The sequence below is a fragment of the Salicibibacter cibi genome (assembly GCF_016495865.1).
GTDB lineage: Bacteria > Bacillota > Bacilli > Bacillales > Marinococcaceae > Salicibibacter > Salicibibacter cibi.
Window position 1 is genome coordinate 932,699 of the sequence record NZ_CP054706.1, and the last position, 24,601, is coordinate 957,299.

The window sequence follows — 24,601 nt, forward strand, 5'->3', positions numbered from 1 at the left end:
TCATTGAAAAATTATTTTCGTTTTGAGGAAAATAACACTACATACAGCAAGGAGATCATGGCAGGTGTAACGACGTTTCTGGCGATGGCCTATATCCTTTTTGTGAACCCGCAAATTTTAGGTGATACGGGGATGGATATGAACGCGGTATTCGCAGCCACTGCCATCGCTGCTGCCATCGGTACCGCGATTATGGCATTGTGGGGGAAATATCCGATTGCTCTTGCTCCGGGGATGGGCCTGAACGCGTTTTTTGCTTATACTGTCGTGTTGGGCATGGGCATCGACTGGGAGATCGCACTTTTTGGAGTTTTTGTTTCCGGAATTATAATGATACTCATAACGTTATTTAAAATCCGTGAAGTGATTATTAATGCTATCCCCGCAGAACTCAAATATGCTGCAGCCAGCGGGATCGGGCTGTTTATCGCGTTTGTAGGCCTGCAGAATGCAGAAATTGTCGTTCCTGATGAGTCCACCTATGTGGCGCTAGGAGATATGGCTTCCCCGACAACGCTTTTGGCAATATTTGGCCTTGTCGTAACCGTCATCTTTTTGGTGCTGGGCGCCCGCGGTGGTATTTTTTACGGGATGGTCTTAACCGCTGTAGCCGGGATCATTACCGGTTTGGTAGAAATGCCATCAGCCATCGTTGATTCGATTCCGAGCCTTGCCCCTACATTTGGCGCGGCGTTCACCGGTTTGACAGAGGTTGAATGGACATCGGCGCTTATTATGCAATTAATTATCGTTATTTTGACCTTTCTATTCGTTGATTTTTTCGACACGGCGGGAACGCTTTACGCAGTTGCCAACCAAGCAGGTTTTGTGAAAAATAACAAATTGCCCAATGCCGGCCGTGCGCTTTTGTCTGATGCTTCCGCTACGTCTGTTGGTGCGGTGCTAGGGACCTCAACGACAACAGCTTTTGTTGAATCAACCTCCGGAGTTGCCGCCGGCGGACGTACCGGGTTCACCTCGCTTGTCACTGCAGCGTTGTTTATGTTGTCGCTTTTTTTCTCGCCGCTCCTTGCGGTGGTTACAGAAGCTGTCACGGCAGCAGCATTGATTGTCGTCGGTGTGCTGATGGCCGCAGCTCTTAAGTTGATCGATTGGGATAAATTGGAAATAGCGCTCCCGTGTTTTCTCACCGTTGTGGTGATGCCACTTACGTACAGCATCGCAAACGGCATTGCTCTCGGATTTATGTTTTATCCGATTACAATGATTTTAAAAGGAGAAGGCAAAAACGTTCATCCGATTATGTATGTGCTGTTTTTTGTGTTTGCTGGTTATATTTTCTTTTTGTAAGGGCAAAACCCGCATGCTGCATGCGGGTTTTTTCTGTGCGCTCCGCCATTTAAAACGGGTGCCCGGTGGTATAGTTTTAATCGATCAGGCAACATTAGGGTAAAAGCCAGCAAACTGGTGTCATGTGAAGGGTAGGGGCTAAATGTGAAACGGTATATATATTTTATTTCATCGCTTATGATGTTATTTTTGTACCCGAATGATGGAATGGCTGCCGAACTTCCACTCACTTTAGAAGAAGAGGATTGGCGATTAATCGTAGACACATCTGATGCCGACAGTGATCGCCTGTGCCAACCCGGGAATATTGATATGTACGAGTTGAAACTTGAAAACACGTCGGGTAACAAAAAAGATGTACGCATGCACGCGTTCCGCCAAGAGGGAGGCAAGCATCGTGATGATGGGGTGGCGACAGAAGAAGCAGACGAACTGACAGCAAATGCTTCACTGGATGCCCGGAACCTCCCTATCGCTCAAGATGTTGAAGCGTTGGATGTATTGATCCTCTGGCAAGAAGAAGTCGACGGCCAATACTTTAAACAACATTTTATGGTCCCTTTGCTAGCATCCGATTAAGAAATGCTCGTTCCGTTCGGCAATGGCATATCCGGTTTAAGTAATACGACATCCCCTTTTTCAGGAACACCGCCAATGACGAGCACTTCGGAAGTGAAACCGGCAATTTTTCGCGGAGGAAAGTTAACGATCGCCACCACTTGTTCTCCGATTAATGCACTAGGTTCGTAACGTTGTGTGACTTGTGCACTTGACGCCTTTATCCCTATCTCATCCCCGAAATTAATTTCCATCGTAATGGCGGGAATTTTTGCACCGCTGAGGTATTCGGATTTTAGAACGGTTCCGATACGTATGTCGAGCTTCGTAAAATCTTCGATTGTTGCCAAAGGGATCACTCCTATTACACCACGGTTCCGAATAAAAATAAACGCAGCCCCCCGATTGAGGAACTGCGTGGGTTTATGCAAATTATGTAACTGGTGGAGCCAAGGGGGCTCGAACCCCTGACCTTCGCGCTGCCAGCGCGACGCTCTCCCAGCTGAGCTATGGCCCCGATCCGGCTAGCTTTGCAACAATTATTAATATAACAGGAAAGGGAACAAGCGTCAAGAAATTTTGCGGATTTTGTCGTCCGGGAAATGACGTTCCTATCTAATCATCTTTTACCGCCACAAACCGGAGCCTTACATAATCGGCAAACCATGTACCGTCATCAACGAGTGCCGGTTCTGCATAGGTAATTGTTCGTTCCAGCACAAATTCTCGGTCTTCTTCGTTGAGTGGGTCCAAGAGTGGATCGGCAAAGTTTCGCATCCAAGTTTTAAGTCCTTCCGGTCCGTTGTTTAACGCTGTCGGCCGTTGAAACTGCGCCATTTGCTCAACGGTGAATCCATTTTCTTCGAGCAACGTCGCATATTCTGCTAGACTGGGGAAATACCATGGGAATATGGCGGGCATCGGTTCTTGACCGATTTCGACAAACGCCATATTGATGGCGGCAATAATGGTAGCGATGTTTTCTTTTGCGCCCATTTCGCCTATAAATCTGCCGCCCGGTTTTAGCGCTTTCGATACGGAAGCAAGCACCGCTTGCGGGTCTGTCATCCAATGAAGGGCGGCATTGGAAAATACAGCTTCAACAGGTTCGTCCAATTGAAAATTCGTTGCGTCGGCTTGGATAAAGGAGATTTCCGGGTATTGTTTTTTCGCTTCCCGAATCATTGCTTCCGAGTTGTCAATCCCGGTCACGTTTGCGCCGGATTCTGCTATTTTTGCTGTCAGGTTCCCGGTTCCACATCCCAAATCAATGATATGTTCGCCCTTTTTCGGAGCCAGCCATTTTAGAACATCCTCTCCATAGTAAAGGACATATTGAGCCGTATTATCATAGAGGGTTGGATCCCATATCTTAGCGGCAATCTGGTGTTGATCAGTCAAGGTGGGTAACTCCTTTCAAGCGCGAATAGGATATCTTATTATAGTGAAGATACAGGATACATCGAAAAAAATCAACTTCTCATTGGAAAAAAGAGGTGAAAAAACACAATGAACACGATTTGTGTCTTTGCAGGTTCCAATACCGGGAAACGAAAAACGTATGCTAAGGAAGCCCGGAAACTTGGACGCAGTTTATCGGAAAATAACATCCGGCTTGTCTATGGTGGTTCCAGCATTGGTTTGATGGGCGAAGTGGCCAATGAAATGATTACGTCCGGCGGTGAAGTAATTGGCGTGATGCCGAAGGGCTTGTTTCGCGGGGAAGTCGTACACCGATCGCTAACGAGCCTCGTCGAGGTGGATGGTATGCACGAACGGAAAGCGAAAATGAGCGACCTGTCCGATGGTTTTATCGCGTTGCCGGGAGGGGCAGGCACATTTGAAGAGCTGTTTGAAATCTATAGTTGGGCGCAAATCGGGATTCATGAGAAACCCATGGGTCTTTTAAATGTGGAAGGTTACTTTTTGCCGCTTTTGAAAATGATCCAATATAGCGTGCAAGAAGGGTTTTCCAACGAAGATAATCTCGATTTGCTCACGATTGATGCCTCCCCGCAAAAACTGCTGGAAAAAATGTCCTCCTATCAACGTCCGCAATTGCGTCCGAAATGGAAAGATAGCTAGAGTTAAAAGATAGGAATATCCGCCGGTCTGATTTCATAGAGTTACTAGTGAAAGCGCACACTAGTAATCCGGGGGGTGATCGTTGTGGAAGAAGGGTCCATTCGATCGCAAACAATCAAAGAGATTCACCAAAAGCGATTAAAACGGAGGCTTCGTACGTTCGCGTTCTTTTTTTCTATTATTGTTGTAACGCTCTTTTTTTCCTTGAATTACATTGGCGATTTAACCCAGCAACAGACGCTGGAAACGAATATTCAAGCGGAAACGGATTGGCCGGTGTTTTTATATGAATATATCGGGAGTGGATCGAACAATAGCTGGGGCGGGAATCCGAATTTCTATCTTGCTCACAATGGACAAGATTATTACTTAATTCAAGTCCAACAGGATAATCGTACCGTAGAACAAGTCACACCGCTCTCAGATCGACGTACGTTCGCGGGTGTATATGAAAATTATGATATAGAATAAAAACAGAATGCTTTAAAATTATGGATGCTTCTTGTATTATAAGAGAGATTGAATGCAATGGACGGATTGAAAGGAGGGGCTGTGGTGAAAAAAGAGAGCGCTGTTGTCGTGTTTAGCGGAGGGCAAGACAGTACGACTTGTTTATTTTGGGCATTGGAACGTTTTGAAAAAGTATATGCGGTGACATTTGCTTATGGACAGCGGCATGATGGCGAAATTGAAGTTGCCAGAGAGATCGCCGCTGCTGTCGGGGTTGAGCATGAGGTGCTTGACATGGAATTGCTGAACCAACTGGCGCCTAACGCACTCACCCGAAAGGATATCGAAGTGAGCGAAGGCGCAGATGGAGAGTTGCCGAGCACATTCGTCCCCGGACGTAATTTGCTGTTTTTGTCTTTTGCGGCAATCTTCGGGGAACAACGAGGCGCCAAGCATATTGTAACCGGTGTGTGTGAGACGGATTACAGCGGTTATCCGGACTGTCGGGACGGGTTTGTGAAGTCTTTGAATGTGACGCTGAATTTGGCGATAGATGAGACCTTTGTATTGCACACCCCTCTGATGTGGTTGGATAAAGCAGAAACGTGGAAGTTGGCTGATGATCTAGGGCAGTTAAACTATATTCGTGCATGCACGCTTACGTGTTATCATGGCATTATCGGCAACGGCTGTGGTGAGTGCCCGGCGTGCAAATTGCGCAGGCAAGGGCTTGAAACGTATTTGAACAGCAAGGACAGGGATGCGTAATGCTACAACAATTTTACCCGCAAGTCTTTCATGATTTTCGGTACGAATTGAATAAAGACATGCAAATTGCTGCCGCCCATTTTATTGACAACAATGATGCAGGGCGTTGCAGAGAGACGCATGGTCATACGTATTTTATCAATCTAACGATCGCGGGGGACACGCTTGATGATTTGGGATTTCTCGTGAATTTTAAAACGTTGAAAGAGGAGATTCACGGGGTCTATGATCATTCACTTTTAAACGATCATCCCGACTTTGCAGATGGGTTGCCAACGACAGAAGTGGTCGCCCGCGTGTTTTGGGAGAAGATCGATGAACGCTTGGCAGAACAAGAAAACCGCCCTTATTGCCTGCAAGTGCTCGTCCGTGAAACGCCTACAAGTTACGCGATGTATCGACCGAAGCGAGATGAGCATCAATGAGTGGGAAAATTCCTGTTTTAGAAATATTTGGTCCTACGATTCAAGGGGAAGGAATGGTTGCCGGTCAAAAAACGATGTTTGTTCGCACCGGCGGCTGTGATTACCAATGTGCATGGTGTGATTCTGCGTTTACGTGGGATGGAAGTCAGAAAGCAACACCGATGACTGCGGATGAAATCATGGCACAACTTGAGCAGGTTGGCGGTGATCGCTTTTCGCATGTGACGATCTCCGGCGGAAATCCGGCCCTCCATGCCGGCATTGCTGATCTGATTGAACGTTTTCAGGAAAAGGACATCGAGTCAGCCGTGGAGACACAAGGTTCATTTTGGCAAGACTGGATATTGGAAGTAGAAGATGTAACGATTTCCCCGAAACCGCCCAGTTCAGCCATGACAACGGACTGGTCACGGCTGGACACATTCATGAGGCGATTATTCGAACGCCGTGTCGGGAACCATAACTTGAAAATCGTGATTTTCGATGAAGAAGATTTGGCCTATGCTAAGCAGGTACACGGGCGTTACCCGGGCGTACCTTTTTATTTGCAAGTCGGGAATGATGATTTGGACAATCAAAACCCTGCACGGCTCCGCGATCATTTGCTAGAGAAGTATGAAAGGCTCGTCGACAAGGTGATGGACGACCCCGAATTAAATCGTGTGCGCGTGTTGCCGCAAATTCATGCGTTGCTGTGGGGAAACAAACAAGGAGTATAAAGGAGCTTTACGATGACAGAAGAACACCACTCCGACTTGACGCATCTTGGAAATGAAAGGTCAAAATATAACTTCGAATATGACCCCGGATTGCTTGAAACCTTTGATAATCAGCATCCTTACCGGGATTATTTTGTGAAATTCAATACCCCGGAGTTTACAACGCTTTGCCCGATCACAGGACAACCGGATTTCGCCACGCTCTATATCAGCTATATCCCCGACAGGAAAATGGTGGAAAGCAAGGCGCTCAAACTTTATCTGTTCAGTTTTCGCAACCACGGGGATTTTCACGAAGACGCGATGAACATTATCGTTAATGATCTTGTTGAGGCAATGGCGCCGAGATATATTGAGGTATGGGGGAAATTTACACCGCGGGGCGGGATCTCGATTGACCCTTACGTCAACTACGGCAAACCCGGAAGCAAATATGAGCAAATGGCAGAGCAACGTTTGCTCTACCATGATATGTACCCGGAGACCATTACGAATCGGTAATAAGGAGCAGGCATGGAGGGGATCCGGCCTGTTTTTCTTGTTCCATTCGTAGTGGTCTCGGCCTTTGTTTGAGGGATTATTTAGCATCGCTTGTTCCTCTAGAGCAGTGCCTCCTTCATCCAAGGGAATCGCACTGCAGTCCCTAGATAGGTGGCAATATCACTCTAGACCTATTAAATAATTTCTGGGATAAAGCACTAGTGCAGAATGGTTGAATGAATCACTCACACCAGTGATGCCATTCTAAACACGTGCGGTTGTTTGCAGAGAATCGTTCTGATGATCAAGTATTCGATGTGGTGCAGCCGGATCTTGTTGTCGTCTGCGATCCAGACAAGTTGGATGATGCCGGTTGCAAGGGTTCACCGGACGTAATCATTGAATATAGTATCCCCTTCTTCAATTAACATGGATAAAAAGATCAAAAGACATTTGTATGAAAAGCTGGCATAAAAGAATACTGGATCATAGATCCTATCCATGCGTACATTGAAGTCTATTCGTTGGAGAATGAACAATACGACAAACCGCTCTTTTATAGCAAAGAAGACCATTTACAAAGTGCTCTATTCAAGGATTTGAAAAGTGACCTTGAATATATTTTTGAATAGCCCATAACCGCCGAGATTGTCTATCAAACCTTGCATAAAAGCGTATGCAAGGTTTTTTAGTGATCATCATTTTTTTCGTATAAACGGTCATACTAGGGAGACAAGGAGGCGATAGAATGCCTGTGATTCAAGCGGTGGCAACCGCGATCCCTCCATATGAGGTATCGCAAACGGAAGTTGCAAATATGGTCCGTAAACTTTTTGCTGACGACTTCGGAAACATTGACCGCTTGCTGAAAGCATTTGACCACGGACAGATTGAAACGAGACAGTTTGTGAAACCGTTGGAATGGTATCAAGAGCCCCACAGCTTTGGAGAAAAAAATGATGCGTTCATAGAAAATGCCGTTGAATTGGGTGCTAAAGCCGTTGAATCATGCATAAAAGAAGCGGGGGCGAACCATGAAGATGTAACGGCGTTTATCTCGGTGACGAGTACAGGTTTCGCCACCCCTTCCATTGAGGCACGAATAATGAATCAATTGCAGTTGCCGGTACATATGAATCGAATCCCCTTATGGGGGTTGGGATGCGGCGGAGGTGCTGCGGGGCTTGCACGTGCCCACGAGTATTGCTGTGCTTATCCGGAAGCGCAGGTGCTCGTTCTATGTATTGAATTGTGCAGTTTAACGTTTCAGCACGGGGATCGTTCGAAGAGCAACCTAATTGGAACGTCTTTATTCGCCGATGGAGTGGCATGTGCGCTTGTTACAGGGGATAAGGTGCAACTGAGTGGCGCCCCGCAACCCCACATTACCGATACACAATCCACATTGATGCGGGATTCCGAGCGTGTCATGGGTTGGGATATTGGCGATGAAGGTTTGCATGTTGTTTTCTCCCGACACATCCCTTCCATCGTCCATTCATGGGTAGGACCGAATATCGATCAGTTTTTAGAGCGATTGGGGAAACATTATAACGACATTACGGCACTTGTGGCGCACCCGGGCGGAAGAAAAGTGTTGGAAGCTTATGAAGATACACTTGTTTTGCACTCGGATCTTACGGCACACGCGCGAAAAATCCTCGCGAGTCACGGGAATATGTCATCGCCAACGGTTTTGTACGTGCTTAAAGAGATTTTGCAAAAAGAATACCCTCGCGGCGCTGAGGGATTGGTCACTGCCCTTGGCCCGGGTTTTAGTTCCGAGTTGCTTTGGTTGGAATGGAGGTAAACAATGGTACTGTTTGTGATTTTATATTTGTGGGTCATTGCCCAACGTTGTTTTGAGTTATGGTTTGCACGAAAAAATGAAGCATGGATGAAGGCAAGGGGAGGCGTTGAACATGGAAGCGAACATTATCCATGGATGGTAGCGATGCATAGCGCATTTCTGTTGTCGCTTTTGTTTGAAGCGTATTTTAATGCGTTTGCTCTAATGCCGGGATGGCCGGTTCTGCTCATCCTCTTTCTCGGCGCACAAGGTTTGCGCGCGTGGGTGATGGGTTCACTCGGACGTTTCTGGAATTTGAAAGTAATGATTTTACCGGGCGAAAACATGATTAAAAGAGGCCCATATCGTTGGTTAAAGCATCCGAACTATCTCGTTGTAATGACAGAAATTCTGCTGTTGCCGCTGATCTTTCAAGCGTACGTCACGGCTGTTATTTTTACCATCGCCAATGCATGCATGCTCTTTTTTGTTCGCATTCCCGTTGAAGAACGCGCGCTTAACGGTTATCGACATGTCGAACCACGCGAAAAATAATGCTTCCCGAAACCAGAGATTCGTGATATATTTTTCCGGAAAATAATCATGATCGGGGAGGGTTGACCGCCTTGGGAACTTTTTTGCTCGAAAATGCCTGGACGTTGATTTTCATTATTTTGATGATCAACGTAGCTTACGTTAGCTTGTTCACGCTGCGCATGATGTTAACGCTAAAGGGAGTTCGCTACGGAGCCGCGGTTGTCGGGATGGCGGAAATCACCATCTATGTAACCGGTCTTGGCATTGTGCTCGATAACATGACGTCTGTCCTCCATGTGATGGCTTACGCCCTGGGATTCGGCATTGGTGTCATTGTCGGCATGAAAATTGAAGAAAAGCTGGCGTTAGGGTATATTACTGTTAACGTGATTACGAAAGAATACGAGCCTGACATTCCGAATCGCTTACGGGACAAAGGCTATGGCGTCACGAATTGGGTGGCTTACGGTAGAGAAGGCGAACGGTTGATGATGGAAATTTTGACCTCCCGTAAATCGGAAAAAGATTTGTTTGACACCGTAAAAACACTTGATTCAAAAGCTTTTATTGTGTCTCATGAACCGAAAAAATTCAACGGTGGCTTCTGGGTAAAAGGAGTGCGACGATAAATGGGGAAAAAGATAACCTATGAAGTAGAAAAAAATGAAACGATTGCCGAATGTTTAGACAGGATAGCAAGAGATGGATATGAGCCCGTACGCAGGATGGAGAAACCTGTTTTTCGGGAAGGGAACAACGAGGTTGAAGTGGCAGAACAACGGGTGCAATTTGAGGCTAGGAAGAAATAGGGGTGGGACTATTTATAAGTTGTTGATTGCGGATCGGGACAAAGAAGAAATACGGGGCATTCAATGGTTTATCTCAAAGTATTCTATGCCGATCACAACAATACAAACTGCTGATTCGCTTTCAGATTTTGTAGCTGAATTGGAGAATATGTCCCCGGATATTGTTTGTATGGAACTGGAAATGATGGCAAGTGATAAATGGGAGGTAGTCAAATCGTACATCCCACGTGCGGCCCAGGTGATGGCCATGACGGCTGAACCAACGTTTGAAAGAGCTATGCAAGCATTGGAATTGCAAATCGTGGACTTATGGGTTAAACCATTGTCCCCACCTCGAGTCAAACGTGGGTTACAGCAGGCGGCGGAAAAGTTATCGTTGGTCAATGACCGTCAGGTTGAGCAGCAGGACCAAGTGCGTTATGAATCATTATTTATTGAGGATGGTGCTCCTTATCCATTTCCTATGTTTTTGTTAAAACCGGAAAATATCGGTGATCTGACCCGTTTAAGAAAATTTATCGAGCAGTTTGATTTTTATTATGATCCTCTTGTTTTTTCACTAAGTGATCGAATTGCGCTTGTCTTTAAACATGATTATCGAGATCCGATGGCATTATCCCAACGTTTCTTGCGTGAATGGTCCTTGGTTGCAGACACTCCGTTAGCGGTCGTTGTTCATGAGCAAAAGCAAGAGGTATCGCTTCATCAAGCGTATGTAAAATTGCGCAAAGGCATGGAAATTACATTTTTCACTGGTTACAATCAAGTGTTGGATGTAGAAACAGTTCGTGAGTGGAGAGTTATCGATCCTTTTTTAACGATGGAGGACCAACGTAAATGGGTTTATATGCTGGAAGAAGGAAAAGGAAAGGAAATAAAGACTTGGTTGTATGAGGAATTTTTTGCATTGGAACCTCCTTATCCGGAGCCCGGTTTACTGCGGACCCGATTGACGAGTATCCTTGCACAAGTGCGGCGATTCATGGATCGCAACGGCATCGAAAATCAAGAGATGGAAACGTATTACAAAACCATCTTTGATAAAATTTTATACAGTCCGGTTCTTTATCGCATCGTTCAGGATATGTTTCTTTTTATAAATCATCTTGTGCAGGTACGAACGTTCTCTTCTATAGGAAAGACAAGCGCCATAGAGCGAGCGGTTTCCTATATGGAAGAGCAGTTTGCCGATGCTGGGCTAACCTTAACTAACGTCGCGATGTATGTGGAGCTGAGTCCTTCTTACCTCAGCCATTTACTTTCTAAAAACTATCAACGTTCATTTCGTGAGATTTTGCTCTCTATTCGCCTGCAAAAAGCGAAAGAAATGCTACGCTTTTCAGATGAAAGCATACAAAATATCGCCTGGGCAACTGGGTTTAATAATGCCAATTATTTTAGTCGTGTGTTCAAAATGCACACAGGACAAGCTCCCCGGATTTATAGACACTCCGATTAATATCCGCTGTATGGACAGCGGTTCTTTTTTATGACATAAAAGTATCATTTCAAAATAAAATGCTATAAAATATCCCGGTTTTTCATATATATATCTATTAATGTTATATATTTTTATAGAAATTTTAAAGGATATCGTCTGTTTTGTTCGAGTCTTCATTGCTAAGATTAAATTAAGAAATGTTTGATGCAGAAAGGATGGATCATGTGAAAAACGTTGAGCAATACAGAGGTTCAGAATTAAACACAAAAGGCTGGATCCAGGAAGCGGCGTTGCGGATGTTGAATAACAATTTACATCCGGATGTAGCTGAGAATCCGGACAATTTAGTCGTATATGGTGGAATTGGTAAGGCTGCCCGCAATTGGGAGAGTTACGATGCGATTGTAGAAACTTTGAAAACGCTTAACGACAATGAAACGTTGCTGGTTCAGTCTGGAAAGCCGGTGGCGGTGTTTAAGTCACATAAGGACGCGCCCAAGGTACTAATGGCCAATTCCAACCTCGTTCCTGCCTGGGCGAATTGGGACCATTTCCAGCAGTTGGACCAAAAAGGGTTAATGATGTACGGACAAATGACCGCCGGAAGCTGGATTTATATAGGAAGCCAGGGCATTGTACAAGGAACATATGAAACATTCGGGGAATGTGGCAAACAGCACTTCGGGGGTTCTTTGGCTAGGACGATTACGGTCACCGCCGGTCTTGGGGGTATGGGTGGTGCTCAGCCGTTGGCGGTTACATTGAACGGGGGTGTGTGTATCGCCATTGAAATTGATGCTCATCGCATCAGTCGCCGCCTGGAAACGAATTATTTGGATGTTTCTACGGAAAGTTTAGAAGAAGCCTTACAGTGGGCGGAGAAAGCTAAAAATAAAAATGAAGCGCTTTCGATTGGCTTGCTGGGGAACGCGGCAGAAATTCTTTCGGAAATGCTGCAGCAAGGATTTACACCTGACATTTTAACCGATCAAACCTCTGCTCATGACCCTTTGAATGGATATGTTCCTATCGATATGACCGTGGAGCAAGCGGCTGACCTTCGCAAACAGGATCCTGAAGTTTATACGAAACACTCCCGGCGAAGCATCGTGTCTCATGTAGAAGCTATGCTTCAACTGCAAAATCAGGGGGCCATTACGTTTGACTATGGAAATAACATTCGCCAAGTGGCAAAAGACGAGGGTGTTGAACGTGCCTTCGATTTCCCCGGCTTTGTTCCAGCTTATATCCGTCCTCAGTTTTGTGAAGGAAAAGGCCCTTTTCGGTGGGTGGCTCTGTCAGGAGACCCGGAAGATATCTATAAGACGGATGAAGTCATTTTACAAGAATTCAGCGAGAATGAGCATTTATGCAACTGGATTCGGATGGCCCAGGAAAAAATCAGCTTCCAAGGCCTACCTTCAAGGATTTGTTGGCTGGGATATGGTGAAAGAGTGAAATTCGGAAAAATCATCAATGACTTGGTTGCCCGCGGAGAAATAAAAGCACCGATCGTTATCGGGCGTGATCATCTTGATTCCGGTTCAGTCGCTTCTCCAAACCGAGAGACGGAAGCGATGAAAGATGGCAGCGATGCGGTTGCCGACTGGCCGATATTGAATGCGTTGATCAACAGCGTTGGTGGAGCCAGCTGGGTCAGTGTCCACCATGGCGGGGGTGTTGGCATGGGTTATTCGTTGCACGCGGGCATGGTTATCGTTGCTGATGGAACAAAAGAAGCGGGAGAACGTCTCGAACGTGTATTGACCACCGATCCCGGCATGGGGGTTGCGCGCCATGTCGATGCCGGATATGAACTTGCGGAAGAGACGGCGAATCACCACGATGTGCAAATTCCAATGTTGAAAAGGAGTGGATCATAAATGGATAAAGCAATCTTTATTTCCAATGCAGCACAATTAATTACCATGGCCAATCATACAGATCAACCGGCAAAGAAAGAAGCTATGTCGCAACTCAACCTCATTGAAAACGGAAGTCTCCTCATTGAGGACGGAAAAATTATAGAAGCCGGACGTGACGAAGATATACGTAACAAGTATAAAAATCGCATTCAAGCAGCTGATCATTTAGATGCCAGCGGCAAAGTCGTTACTCCCGGTCTTGTTGATCCTCACACCCATCTTGTGCACGCGGGGACGAGGGAAAATGAATATGCGATGCGCCTTGAAGGTCAGAGTTACATGGACATCATGAATGCCGGAGGGGGCATTCATGCGACGACCCGTGCCACCCAACAAGCCGGCCACGAGCAGTTATATGCAGAATCTAGGAAAAGACTCGATCAATTCCTCATCCACGGAGTAACGACCGTGGAAGCAAAAAGCGGCTACGGTTTAACACTTGAGCACGAGTTGAAACAATTGGAAGTCGCTCATGAGCTGCAAGCGGACCACCCGGTGGACATTGTCTCTACGTTCATGGGTGCGCATGCTATCCCGATGGATGAGAAAGACAACCCTGAACCTTTTGTTGATCGTGTCATTGAAGAAATGATACCGGTCGTTGCTGAAAAAAATCTGGCGGAATTCAATGATGTATTTTGTGAACGAGGGGTTTTCACCCCAAGTCAATCAAGGAGAATTCTGGAAGCGGGCAAACAATACGGTTTAACGCCGAAAATCCATGCGGACGAAATTGAACCTTATGAAGGTTCGGAGCTCGCTGCAGAAGTAGGCGCTATCTCTGCCGATCATCTGCTAAAGGCTTCTGACAAAGGTATAAGGGAAATGGCGAATGCTGATGTCGTCGGTGTGTTACTTCCGGGAACCGCCTTTTTCCTCATGGCCGATTTCGCTGACGCGAGAAAAATGATCGATGCCGGTTTGGCCATGGCACTCTCCACCGATGCAAATCCAGGTTCATCACCGACCATTTCGCTGCCGTTTATCATGAACCTCGGTTGCCTGAAGATGGGGATGACTCCCGAAGAAGTGATGACTGCGACGACGATCAATGCTGCCCATGCCATTGGTCGTGCTGATGAGATCGGCAGTCTTGAACCGGGTAAAAAAGGGGACCTGACTATTTTTGATGTCCCGAACCATCTGACTTTATCGTACAAATATGGCATGAATCACGTGGACACAGTCGTAAAAGACGGCCATGTGCGTTTGGCAGGTGGACAGTTACAATGACGCTTTATCCTTATCCAATGCTCGACAAGCCAAATCGAATCTGGAGCCACCAAACAGATAAAACAGAAGATCTTAAAGTGCATGAATGGATTGAAAATGTCGGGGAGGCTGCACCGAATTGGCAAGACTTTGATGTTACCATCCTCGGCGTGCCTCTTTCTAAGTCTTCCATCAGCACTTCGGCGGCGAGTGAGAATCCGGAAATGATGCGCGAAGCATGGAAATCGTTTGGAACCTACAATTTGGATGAAGATATCGATTTGGCTCAGTTAAAAGTTATCGATCTTGGGAATGTGAAGCAACACGTGACCGATATTGGTTATACGCACATGAAGATCCAGGAGACGATGCTGGCGATGCGGACACATCATCCGCATACGCTTCCCCTTTCCCTTGGTGGAGATCACTCTATTACGGCGATGTTGGTGGAGGGGTGGAAGGAAGCTCATCCAAACGAAACGATTGGGATCCTTCAGCTTGATACCCATTTTGATTTAAGGGATCCCAATACGCTCGGCCCAGCCAATGGCACACCAATCCGCCAGTTGATAGAGAGTGAAACGATTCAAGGCAAATATGTCCACAATATCGGCTTGCATGGCTTTTTCAATGCAAAAGAGCTGAAAGCGTATGCCGACCAGGCAGGCATTCATTATACGACGATGAAGCAAGCTCGAAAACAGGGCATGGATCATGTGATCAATAAGGCCTTGCAGCAGTTGGCGAATCAAGTAGATACGATTTATCTCACCACGGACATGGATGTTCTCGATATCGTCCATGGGCCGGCTGCGCCGGCCGCAACCCCGGGCGGTATGTACTCGGAAGAATTGTTCGAAGCTGTACAAATCGCTGGCGAACACCCGAAAGTGAGGGCGATGGACATCGTCTGTCTTGATCCGAGGAAAGATATCGGTGATCTATCGGTCAAAAGCGCCGTGCACACGATGCTCTCTTTTTTGACGGGGTATTGTAGGCGATAGGGAATGCTACCATAAATCCTTGGTAATAACTATAGGCTAAACACTGAGAAATAATAATAAAGAAAAAAGAACTTCTTTTGTAAGCGCATATATATACTAACTTATTAAAAACAGTTATCGCTCATGATGATGGATATATGGTGCTATGGTCATAGAGTTTGACAAATTGTGGTTTTTGGGGGTCTCAAATGGTTGAAGAAAAGAAGATTCGTTGGCCAGTTTTTTTGCCGATTGCATTTATATTGGTAATAACTGCATTGATTGCAGTATTCTGGCCTTCATCGTATTACGAACTGCAAACAACAATTGTGGATTTTGCCTTTAATAATTTTGGTTGGTTGTTTAATTTCACGGTATTGGCCCTCATTTTTATAAGTTTGTTCTTAGGGTTTTCAAAATATGGAAATATTAAGTTTGGCGGATCAGAAGCTAAACCTTCTATTACTAAATGGCAATGGTTTGCTATTTCTTTAACGGCAGGTATAGGCACGGGGATTGTTTTTTGGGGTTTGGCAGAGCCGCTAACATTTTTTAGTGAACCACCAGAAGTACTTGGCATTCAACCAGGAACGGAAGAAGCTGCTGTTTTTTCAATGGCTTCAAGTATGGTCCATTGGACACTAGCTCCCTATTCACTCTATGTGATGGCAGGTATAGCCGTTGCCTATGCATGTTACAATATGAAATTGCCTTATACAATAAATTCAACTCTCTATCCTCTTCTTGGAGACAGGGCATTTGGTCATTTAGGAACCTTTGTAAATATTCTTTGTATTTTTGGAATTGCAGGTGGCATGGCGGCTGTCCTAGGCGAAGGTGTGCTTCAGATAGGTAGTGGAATAGATTACTTGACCGGTATCACAGCAGGTCCATTTATGTGGTCGGTTTTGGTAGTCTTGATAACAGTCACTTATGTTATTTCCAGTTATAGTGGGCTACAAAAAGGAATTCGATTTTTGTCGGATCAAAATACTAAAATATATCTGTGTATATTGGCTTTTATTATTGTTGTCGGACCTACGTCGTTCATATTTAATTTAGGATCGCAAAGTACTGGATATTTTCTCAGCAATGTTTTGGAACGTTTAACATGGACAAGCCCCATGGAAGGTTCAGAGTGGCCGAGGGAGTGGCCGTTATTTCACTGGTCAATTTTTTTAGCTTATGCACCTATCATTGGTATGTTTTTGGCAAGATTAGCTTATGGCAGAACTTTACGCCAGTTCGTCATTTTTAACTTACTTTTGCCGGCTGGTTTTGGCATGTTATGGTTTTGGGTTTTTGGCGGAGCAGCAATATTTTATGACTGGCAAGGTGGTAATCAACTTTGGAATTTGATTCAGAATGAGGAAAGTGGTCTAGAGATTTCTTTGTTCGTTTTCTTAGAGCATCTTCCGTGGACAGGGTTAATAAGCTTAATTATGTTGTTTTGTATTTTTATCTCCTTTACAACTATAGCTGATTCCATCACAACTACAGTTTCTGCATTAACCACGACTGGAAACACTTTCAAAAATCCGGAACCCCTTGCCAAGGTAAAAATATTTTGGGGCTCACTTTTAGGTTTGTTGGCTTTGCTAACCATTACAGCAGGCACTGGTGGTGGCGAAATTACAGCGGTTGATGCAAATAAACAAATGGCGACCGTCGCAGGATTTTCGATTCTATTTTTTATCATCCTACAAGTGATTTCAACTTTAAAGAGTATTATTCGTCAAGCTGATTATGATAAGACTAATTATCCAGAAAGCGCATACAACAATCACTCTTATGAAAATAAGGGTGTCAACAAAGAATCCTACTCAAACACTACAATATCTAACGATTATGGAGAAAAAAGGTGATAACATGAGTGAAAGACTTCCCATTGAAGTCACTATCAATGATCAGAATATGACTATAGAAGAACTGGTTAGCATCGCTAGATATAAAAATACATTGTATTTATCTGAAGAGGTGAAAAAAAGGCTTAAGGATCAACGCGCTATACTAGATAAAACTCTTTATGAAAAAGATATTCCTATGTATGGAATTAATACAGGCGTGGGGGAGAATAGCAACACTTCGATCTCCACACCTGATTTAAAAAAGTTACAAAACAATATAATCTTTAGTCATGCTTGTGGGATGGGCGAACCTTTGGAAGACGAAATTGTTAGGGGCATTATTGTTGTAATGGTAAAAAACCTATCGCTTGGCTATTCAGGAATCAGATTAGAAACAGTAGAAGCATTGATAACATTGCTGAATCATAAAATTACCCCTATAGTACCAAGGGAGGGGTCTCTTGGATATTTGTCTCCCCAAGCTCATATTAGTTTAGTTTTATTGGGTTTTGGTGAAGCTTATATTCATAATCAACGCATTTCTGGAAAAAAAGCATTAAATCAAGCTAACCTTAAACCGCTTGAATTACACGAGAAGGAAGGGCTTTCCTTGATCAACGGTACATCTGATATGACAGGTATTGGAGCTTTAGCTATTTATGATGTTATAAACCTTATAAAAACATCGGATGTTGTATCTATGATTAGTTTTGAAGCACTAAAAAGTAGTTATTATGCTTACGATGAACGCCTTGCTCGGGTGAAATCTCATCAAGGTCAAATCAACACCCAAAAAAATATCAAATCGATTATTAATAACAGTCGTCTTGCTGAAAAGAATAAAAGCTATCGAACGCAAGACGCATTAAGTATTAGAGCTGTACCTCAAGTTCATGGGGCAGGCAAGGACGCCCTTAGGTATTGTAAAAATGTTATAGACATTGAAATGAATGCAGCGACGGACAATCCATTGATTTTTTTTGATGAGGTTGATGAGAATGCCGAAATGAATGTGTTTTCGTCTGCAAATCCTGTCGGTGAAAACGTGGCACAGGCACTAGATTTTTTAACGATGGCTGTGGCTGAAATAGCAAATATATCTGAAAGACGAACATTTCGGTTAGTTTCACCGCAATACAGTGATTTACCGAATTATTTAGTAAAGGATAATGGGCTTAATTCGGGTCTGATGATTCCACAATATGTTGCTGCTTCTCTTGTATCAGATAATAAAATCTATGCACACCCTTCTTCAGTTGATTCGATCTCTACCTCAGGTGGTCAAGAGGACCATGCCAGTATGGGGTATTCGGCTGCGTTAAAGTTGAGAAAGGTGATAAAAAATAGTGAAAAGGTTTTGGGGATTGAATGGTTATCCAGCTGTCAAGCACTGGAATATTTAGATCCTTATCAGAGTGGAGAAGGAACTTACGTTGCTTTTGCTCTGTTAAGAAAAGATGTATCCTTTTTGTCGGAAGATAGGGTTTTATCTCCAGATATGAATAGAGCCGAGCAATTAATTCATTCTGAAATATTGGTAAAGAATGTTGAAGAAAAAGTCGGTACGTTGCTTGTGGATTAATACTCGGCATTGTCTTATATATACCTTTTTGTATTGAGAAACTCGTACCTCGCAATCATCAATTGACTTCCTACCCTAAGACGAATAAAATAAAAAGTGAATTACTCTTAGTCATTAGTTAACAGTGTGTGTAATTCATGGCATGAAAGAGTTGTTAATATGGCTTTAAACCAGAACTTTCGCATCGGGCGTAAAGCCCTTCTTTTACTCTTGAATGAGGAAGATAAGAAACAGCATGAACGTCTTGCCGATGCCGGTTGGTGTTATTGCACGGGGAAAGTCGGTTCCATGGAAGCGCATAAAGTTGTAGCGGCAGTGGAGACGGCTGCGAAAAATAATCAAATCATTAATAAAGAATTATACAGGGAAGGTCATGCCTTGTACCATGCGATTATCGAAGCGCTTCAGGGAGTAACGAGAGGGCAGGTACAAATAGGTTCAGTGTTGCGGACCGTGGGCTTAAGTTTTTCTGTCGTCAGAGGTTCGCCATATGAAAACAGCGCTGAAGGCGAATGGATCGCAGTTTCCCTTTATGGAACAATTGGCGCGCCAGTCAAAGGCGCCGAACACGAAACGATTGGTTTAGGTATCAACCATATATAAACGAGCCCATAGTTATTAGCAGATAGGGGGCTATATCAAGGAACGCTTGGCGTGTTTCTGATATAGCCCCTTTTTACGTATAAAACAAAAAAGTAGGTGATTTTATGTTAATCCTGGATGGAGAATCCTTGAACCTTGAGGGAATGAAGAAGCTTTTATATGAAAAAGAACGACTCACAGTTTCTGTCCACAGTCTTAAAAAGGTGGAAGAAAGCCGAAAAGCAGTTGAAAAAATCGTGGCCGAGAGTAAAATTGTATACGGGATTAATACTGGCTTTGGCAAGTTCAGTGATGTTTTGATCGAAAAAAAAGATGTCGAAACGTTACAATGTAATTTAATACAATCCCATGCTTGTGGGGTGGGTGAGCCCTTTCCGGAAGTTGTATCAAGGGCAATGCTCATTCTTAGGACGAACGCGTTGCTAAAGGGCTATTCAGGGGTTCGGCCGCTGCTAATTCAGAAACTGGTCGATTTGGTCAATGCTGATATTCATCCGGTCGTCCCGCAGCAAGGATCCTTAGGGGCAAGTGGTGACCTCGCGCCGCTCGCTCACTTGGCGTTAACGTTAATGGGGGAAGGAGAGGTTTTTTATAAAAAAGAAAGGGTCTCTGCGGCAAATGCCTTAGAGCAAGAAAGAATCACTCCAATCTCCTTAACAGCAAAAGAAGGATTGGCGCTTATCAATGGGACACAAGCGATGACGGCCATGGGGGTAGTTGCTCATCTTGAAGCAGAGAATATCGCTTATCATGCGGATTTAATCAGTGCAGTGACGATGGAAGGCCTGCGCGGGATTATAGACGCTTTTGATGCTGATATTCATCTTGCGCGTGGCTATCAGGAACAGATTGACGTCGCCGAACGAATCAGGCATTATTTGCGGGATAGCAGGTTGACGACGAAACAAGGGGAGTTGAGAGTCCAGGATGCGTACTCCATCCGTTGCATCCCGCAAGTGCATGGTGCGACATGGCAAACATTGGGCTATGTCAAAGACAAATTGGAAATTGAAATGAATGCAGCGACGGACAATCCACTTATCTTCAATGAAGGAGAAAAAGTCATATCCGGAGGAAATTTTCACGGGCAGCCGATCGCTCTGGCAATGGATTTCTTAAAAGTTGCGATTGCGGAAATCGCCAATATTTCGGAGAGAAGGGTAGAAAGGCTAGTGAATCCCCAACTCAACGACGACTTACCGCCTTTTTTAAGTCCGTCTCCGGGTCTGGAGTCCGGCGCTATGATTATGCAATATACGGCCGCATCGTTAGTTTCCGAAAACAAAACATTGGCGCACCCGGCGAGCGTCGACTCCATCCCTTCTTCAGCTAATCAGGAAGATCATGTAAGCATGGGAACGATCGCATCCAGACATGCATATCAGATCATTACCAACACAAGAAAGGTATTAGCTATTGAAGCGATTTGCGCGTTGGAAGCCGCTGAATACCGTGGTATTCAGCGAATGGCGTCGAGCACCCATACATTTTTAAAACACGTTCGCGACTTTATCAAGCCGATTATGAAAGATCGAATTTTTTCAAAAGATATTCAATCGATGGAGAATTGGTTAAAAGAAACGTCAAATCATCGGAACGCGGTATTACTGCAGTAAATCGATTATGAAGGAGGAAGCGCAATGTTTAATGCTGTTATAATTTCAGTTCTCGTCCTCGTCGTATTAAGTTTATTACGCGTCAACGTCATTCTTTCCCTTATTGCGGCTGCACTTGTTGCAGGTTTAGTTTCCGGAATGTCCTTGGTTGATACGACTGAATTGCTGGTGTCAGGGATGGGCGGTCAGGCTGAAACATCCTTGAGTTATATTTTGCTTGGGGTGTTTGCCGTCATGATCGGTTACTCGGGCATCACCGGTTTTTTAGTGAAAAATTTGATTGGATTGATGAAAGGAAAAAAGGCTCTTTTACTTTTAACAATCGCCGCTGTGGCATCGTTATCACAAAATGTGGTGCCCGTCCATATCGCGTTTATCCCGATTCTGATACCGCCTCTGTTGCAATTATTCGATAAGATGAAATTGAACCGACGAGGGGTGGCTGTCTCACTTACTTTTGGTTTGAAGGCACCATATATGATGATTCCTGCTGGCTTCGGGCTGATTTTTCACGGAGTAATCGTGGATGGAATGAATGATAATGGAATGGCCATCGGTTATGCAGATATTCCGTTAGCAATGTTAATCCCTGGCTTGGGGATGGTTGCTGGTTTATTATTCGCGATCTTCGTGACGTATCGCAAAGACAAAGAGCCTAAATCAGCAGATGCATTCAATCAAGAAATCGCGGCAGGAGCGAATGAAGATCTTATATTCACAAAATTTCATCTTTTAACGATCATAGCAATCATAGTCGCACTTGTTGTACAAATTGTCAGCGATTCCCTAATACTTGGAGCTCTATCTGGAATCGTTCTCATGTTCTTATTCCAGGTGGTTTCGTTTAGATCAGGGGATGAGATTGTCAATGAAGGGATTAGGATGATGGGTATGATTGCTTTTGTTATGTTAATCGCCTCGGGTTACGCCACCGTTTTAGAAGATACAGGAGCCATTGATCGCTTGGTCGCTTCGACAGCTGAGATACTCGGAGACAATATGTTCATGGGTGCACTATTAATGTTATCGGTAGGAATGATTGTGACACTAGGAATTGGAACGTCGTTTGGGACAATACCGATTCTGGCAACGTTATTTGTTCCTTTAAGCATAGCCATGGGTTTTTCGCCGTTAGCCACCGCTGCTTTAATTGGAACGGCAGGCGCGATCGGCGATGCCGGGTCGCCATCTTCGGACAGCACCCTCGGACCGACAGCCGGATTGGGTGCAGATGGCAACCACAACCATATTTGGGACACGTGTGTACCGACGTTTTTGCACTTTAATATCCCATTGTTTATCTTCGGTTTGGCAGCGGCAATGATCCTTTAAATGGTATAATAGAAGGAGGAGGGATTCAAATCGCTAAAAAAGGAAAAGGCATCAAACGGCATAAATCATTATACCCATTGTCTCACCACCATCAAAATGGACTGGCGATCGCTCTGTTTTTGAAACGGGCGGAAACCGAGGAAAGTACGTTTACTGTTGAAGAAATCAAGCAAAAGCTGCAACGATTTTGGGAAAGTGGCGGGAACGAACATTTTCGCGATGAAGAAGAACTTTTACTCCCCGCGTATGCCAGGTATGTATCACTTGATGAGCCGGAAATTTCGGAAATGTTAGTTGAACACGTGCACATACGCGCATTGGTTCAACAGGTGCTGGAAACGACAGGTACAGATGATGGTGTAGAAGCGATGCATCGCCTGGGAACAATTTTGGAGCAACATATTCGTAAAGAAGAACGCGTGATTTTTCCGATGATGGAAAAAGTGTTGCCGGAAGACGTGTTAGAGCGTCTGCACCCTCGTTTCCATCAAGTAGATCCTCCCTCGTAAGGTGTTTTCTTTGATTCTCACTTATAGTCGCCGGATTGCCATCCGAAAAAATGAAAGGTTAACGACAATCAATTGTGGGCTCGCTCACAATTGATTGCTTTGCATTATAATAAAAGCAGGTATTTCATGCTGAATATGCGCTACATAGATTCATTTGTCGTTGTCGAGATTGAAAAAGTAATCACGAAGCAAGTCGTAACAATAAGAAATAATGAGGTTAAAAAAGAAAGAGGCGTTTCAAAATGACCGATTCGAAAAAAATGAGTCCCGAAATGTTCCTAAACTTTGTTCATAATGACGATGACGTCATCGTCTCCATGGCAAACGGAGAACCGGTTGAGTTATTGAATACGCTTGAAGAACACGCCGCCCGTTTTAAAGATGTCCGTATTCACCAAATGCATGCACAAAAAAAGCGGGCTTATATTGAAAATGAATATCCCGGGAGTCTTCGGCATGTGGCTTATTTTTTAAGCGGAGCATCAAGAGAAGCGTTTAACGAGGGGCGTTGTGATTTGGTTCCGAACCATTTCCATGATGTTCCACGGATCATGTGGGAAAGAACCAATCGCCAACTCGTGCTCGTCACGGCTTCTCCGATGGACGAAGATGGTTATTTTACCTTTGGAACCAACGCTGATTACGTGTCGGCATTGATCGGAAAAGCGCCTTTTTTTCTGGAAATAAATCAGCAAATGCCGAAAACCTACGGGCAAAATCGCATTCATGTGCATGATATTGAAGGCTATATTGAAGTGGACAGGCCCAATCATACGATTGTGCCCCGAGCGCCTTCTGAAAAAGATGAACAAATGGCTGCGCACATTGCCGAACTCATCCCAGACGGCGCCACGCTTCAGGTAGGCATCGGCGGCGTTCCAAATGCCATGATTCATTTTCTTAAAGCAAAAAGCGATTTGGGCATTCATACGGAGATGTTGACGGACGGCATTGTTGATTTAGTGGAAGCTGGGGCTGTGAGTGGTGCGCGGAAAGCAAATGATCCGGGAAAGGTTGTTGGAACGTTTGCATTAGGCACGCAAAGGCTGTACGATTTTGTCCATGAAAATGAAACCGTCAAAATGATGCCGGTCGATTATGTGAATGATCCGAAAGTAATTGGCCGTGAACAAACGATGATTTCCATTAACGCCACGACGGAAGTGGATTTTTTTGGCCAGTGTGCTTCCGAAACGATCAAAGGGCGGTATTATAGCTCCACCGGAGGGCAAACGGATTTTGCACAAGGTGCGGCATTTTCCCAATTCGGCAGAGGGTTTATTTGTTTGGCATCGACAACGCGGGATGAAAAAATTTCCCGGATTCGCCCTTCACTTACTCCGGGTTCAGCAGTGACGACATCGAAAAATGATGTGCACTATATCGTCACGGAATATGGAGCTGTTAACTTGAGGGGAAAAAGCATATCGGAAAGGACCGAGTTGCTCATCGGCATTGCCCATCCCAAATTTCGGGAGGAACTGACGCGTGAAGCCAGGGCTTTAAATATTATTTGAACGTTGGAAGAGACAAGTGATTCTCCGGGGCTTAGTTCCCCGGGGATTCAGTATTTGAAATCATTATCCGTTAGCTGCCTGTTCAATAATTAACCGAGTGTGT

Annotated in this window: 26 protein-coding genes and 1 tRNA gene; 24 read left to right on the plus strand and 3 right to left on the minus strand. The window is 44.6% G+C overall.

Translation table 11 applies throughout. The annotated features are described in order from the left end of the window. Positions 1–3 precede the first annotated feature (3 nt). Positions 4–1,311: an NCS2 family permease gene (locus tag HUG20_RS04695; RefSeq protein WP_200088604.1), complete on the plus strand. Its 1,308-nt coding sequence runs from the start codon at positions 4–6 to the stop codon at positions 1,309–1,311. Between the two features lie 144 nt (positions 1,312–1,455). Next, positions 1,456–1,890: a hypothetical protein gene (locus HUG20_RS04700; RefSeq protein WP_200088606.1), complete on the plus strand. Its 435-nt coding sequence runs from the start codon at positions 1,456–1,458 to the stop codon at positions 1,888–1,890. Here the strand turns inward: HUG20_RS04700 and csaA are convergent. The 3 genes from csaA to HUG20_RS04715 form a co-directional block, all read right to left on the minus strand. Further along, a complete protein-coding gene (gene csaA, locus HUG20_RS04705) occupies positions 1,887–2,219 on the minus strand; it encodes a chaperone CsaA (RefSeq protein ID WP_200088608.1) in 333 nt (110 codons plus the stop codon). The two genes, HUG20_RS04700 and csaA, sit on opposite strands and share 4 nt — an antisense overlap. Before the next feature lie 91 nt (positions 2,220–2,310). Continuing rightward, a tRNA-Ala gene (locus tag HUG20_RS04710) sits at positions 2,311–2,386 on the minus strand. Between the two features lie 98 nt (positions 2,387–2,484). Further along, a complete protein-coding gene (locus HUG20_RS04715; protein ID WP_200088610.1) occupies positions 2,485–3,270 on the minus strand; it encodes a class I SAM-dependent methyltransferase in 786 nt (261 codons plus the stop codon). Between the two features lie 108 nt (positions 3,271–3,378). Here HUG20_RS04715 and HUG20_RS04720 point away from each other — a divergent pair, with 108 nt between their 5' ends. From HUG20_RS04720 to HUG20_RS04825, 22 genes are all read left to right on the plus strand, one after another. Continuing rightward, on the plus strand, positions 3,379–3,954 hold the full coding sequence (locus HUG20_RS04720; protein ID WP_200088612.1) for an LOG family protein: 576 nt from the start codon (positions 3,379–3,381) through the stop codon (positions 3,952–3,954). Between the two features lie 84 nt (positions 3,955–4,038). Further along, the gene (locus HUG20_RS04725; protein ID WP_200088614.1) at positions 4,039–4,425 is read left to right on the plus strand and encodes a hypothetical protein; all 387 of its coding nucleotides are present in this window, start codon (positions 4,039–4,041) and stop codon (positions 4,423–4,425) included. An 84-nt stretch (positions 4,426–4,509) separates the two neighbouring features. Next, the gene (gene queC / locus HUG20_RS04730) at positions 4,510–5,172 is read left to right on the plus strand and encodes a 7-cyano-7-deazaguanine synthase QueC (RefSeq protein WP_200088623.1); all 663 of its coding nucleotides are present in this window, start codon (positions 4,510–4,512) and stop codon (positions 5,170–5,172) included. Then, a complete protein-coding gene (gene queD / locus HUG20_RS04735; protein ID WP_200088625.1) occupies positions 5,172–5,597 on the plus strand; it encodes a 6-carboxytetrahydropterin synthase QueD in 426 nt (141 codons plus the stop codon). Before queC ends, queD begins: the two co-directional genes overlap by 1 nt. Further along, positions 5,594–6,316: a 7-carboxy-7-deazaguanine synthase QueE gene (queE, locus tag HUG20_RS04740; protein ID WP_200088627.1), complete on the plus strand. Its 723-nt coding sequence runs from the start codon at positions 5,594–5,596 to the stop codon at positions 6,314–6,316. The genes queD and queE overlap by 4 nt, the downstream gene beginning before the upstream one ends. Before the next feature lie 12 nt (positions 6,317–6,328). Continuing rightward, positions 6,329–6,817 carry a preQ(1) synthase gene (queF, locus tag HUG20_RS04745; RefSeq protein WP_200088629.1) on the plus strand — a complete coding sequence of 163 codons (489 nt, stop codon included), beginning with the start codon at positions 6,329–6,331 and terminating at the stop codon, positions 6,815–6,817. Positions 6,818–7,320: 503 nt separating this feature from the next. After that, the gene (locus HUG20_RS19920; protein ID WP_425504094.1) at positions 7,321–7,428 is read left to right on the plus strand and encodes a hypothetical protein; all 108 of its coding nucleotides are present in this window, start codon (positions 7,321–7,323) and stop codon (positions 7,426–7,428) included. A 116-nt stretch (positions 7,429–7,544) separates the two neighbouring features. Beyond that, complete coding sequence (locus HUG20_RS04755) at positions 7,545–8,606, plus strand: type III polyketide synthase (protein WP_200088631.1); 1,062 nt, start codon at positions 7,545–7,547, stop codon at positions 8,604–8,606. Positions 8,607–8,609: 3 nt separating this feature from the next. Further along, positions 8,610–9,140: an isoprenylcysteine carboxyl methyltransferase family protein gene (locus HUG20_RS04760; RefSeq protein ID WP_200088633.1), complete on the plus strand. Its 531-nt coding sequence runs from the start codon at positions 8,610–8,612 to the stop codon at positions 9,138–9,140. A 122-nt stretch (positions 9,141–9,262) separates the two neighbouring features. Next, positions 9,263–9,751: a DUF2179 domain-containing protein gene (locus HUG20_RS04765; RefSeq protein ID WP_425504108.1), complete on the plus strand. Its 489-nt coding sequence runs from the start codon at positions 9,263–9,265 to the stop codon at positions 9,749–9,751. Then, a complete protein-coding gene (locus HUG20_RS04770; RefSeq protein WP_200088637.1) occupies positions 9,752–9,931 on the plus strand; it encodes an NETI motif-containing protein in 180 nt (59 codons plus the stop codon). A gap of 19 nt (positions 9,932–9,950) precedes the next feature. Beyond that, positions 9,951–11,390, plus strand: coding sequence for a helix-turn-helix domain-containing protein (locus HUG20_RS04775; protein WP_200088639.1), 1,440 nt, complete (start codon positions 9,951–9,953; stop codon positions 11,388–11,390). A gap of 197 nt (positions 11,391–11,587) precedes the next feature. Beyond that, the gene (gene hutU / locus HUG20_RS04780; RefSeq protein WP_200090388.1) at positions 11,588–13,255 is read left to right on the plus strand and encodes a urocanate hydratase; all 1,668 of its coding nucleotides are present in this window, start codon (positions 11,588–11,590) and stop codon (positions 13,253–13,255) included. Continuing rightward, positions 13,256–14,530 carry an imidazolonepropionase gene (gene hutI / locus HUG20_RS04785; protein ID WP_200088642.1) on the plus strand — a complete coding sequence of 425 codons (1,275 nt, stop codon included), beginning with the start codon at positions 13,256–13,258 and terminating at the stop codon, positions 14,528–14,530. After that, entirely contained in the window at positions 14,527–15,513 is a 987-nt protein-coding gene (locus HUG20_RS04790; protein ID WP_200088644.1) for an agmatinase family protein, read from the plus strand. The genes hutI and HUG20_RS04790 overlap by 4 nt, the downstream gene beginning before the upstream one ends. 188 nt (positions 15,514–15,701) lie before the next feature. Continuing rightward, entirely contained in the window at positions 15,702–17,357 is a 1,656-nt protein-coding gene (locus HUG20_RS04795) for a BCCT family transporter (protein ID WP_200088646.1), read from the plus strand. 4 nt (positions 17,358–17,361) lie between these two features. Beyond that, entirely contained in the window at positions 17,362–18,921 is a 1,560-nt protein-coding gene (gene hutH / locus HUG20_RS04800; protein ID WP_200088648.1) for a histidine ammonia-lyase, read from the plus strand. Between the two features lie 159 nt (positions 18,922–19,080). Next, a complete protein-coding gene (hutP, locus tag HUG20_RS04805) occupies positions 19,081–19,524 on the plus strand; it encodes a histidine utilization transcription antiterminator HutP (RefSeq protein WP_200088656.1) in 444 nt (147 codons plus the stop codon). Between the two features lie 104 nt (positions 19,525–19,628). Further along, positions 19,629–21,140: a histidine ammonia-lyase gene (gene hutH, locus HUG20_RS04810; RefSeq protein ID WP_200088658.1), complete on the plus strand. Its 1,512-nt coding sequence runs from the start codon at positions 19,629–19,631 to the stop codon at positions 21,138–21,140. 24 nt (positions 21,141–21,164) lie between these two features. After that, complete coding sequence (locus tag HUG20_RS04815; protein ID WP_200088660.1) at positions 21,165–22,472, plus strand: Na+/H+ antiporter family protein; 1,308 nt, start codon at positions 21,165–21,167, stop codon at positions 22,470–22,472. A gap of 119 nt (positions 22,473–22,591) precedes the next feature. After that, a complete protein-coding gene (locus HUG20_RS04820) occupies positions 22,592–22,981 on the plus strand; it encodes a hemerythrin domain-containing protein (protein ID WP_246476537.1) in 390 nt (129 codons plus the stop codon). A gap of 242 nt (positions 22,982–23,223) precedes the next feature. Continuing rightward, on the plus strand, positions 23,224–24,498 hold the full coding sequence (locus tag HUG20_RS04825; RefSeq protein WP_200088661.1) for an acetyl-CoA hydrolase/transferase family protein: 1,275 nt from the start codon (positions 23,224–23,226) through the stop codon (positions 24,496–24,498). The last annotated feature ends 103 nt before the right edge of the window (positions 24,499–24,601 follow it).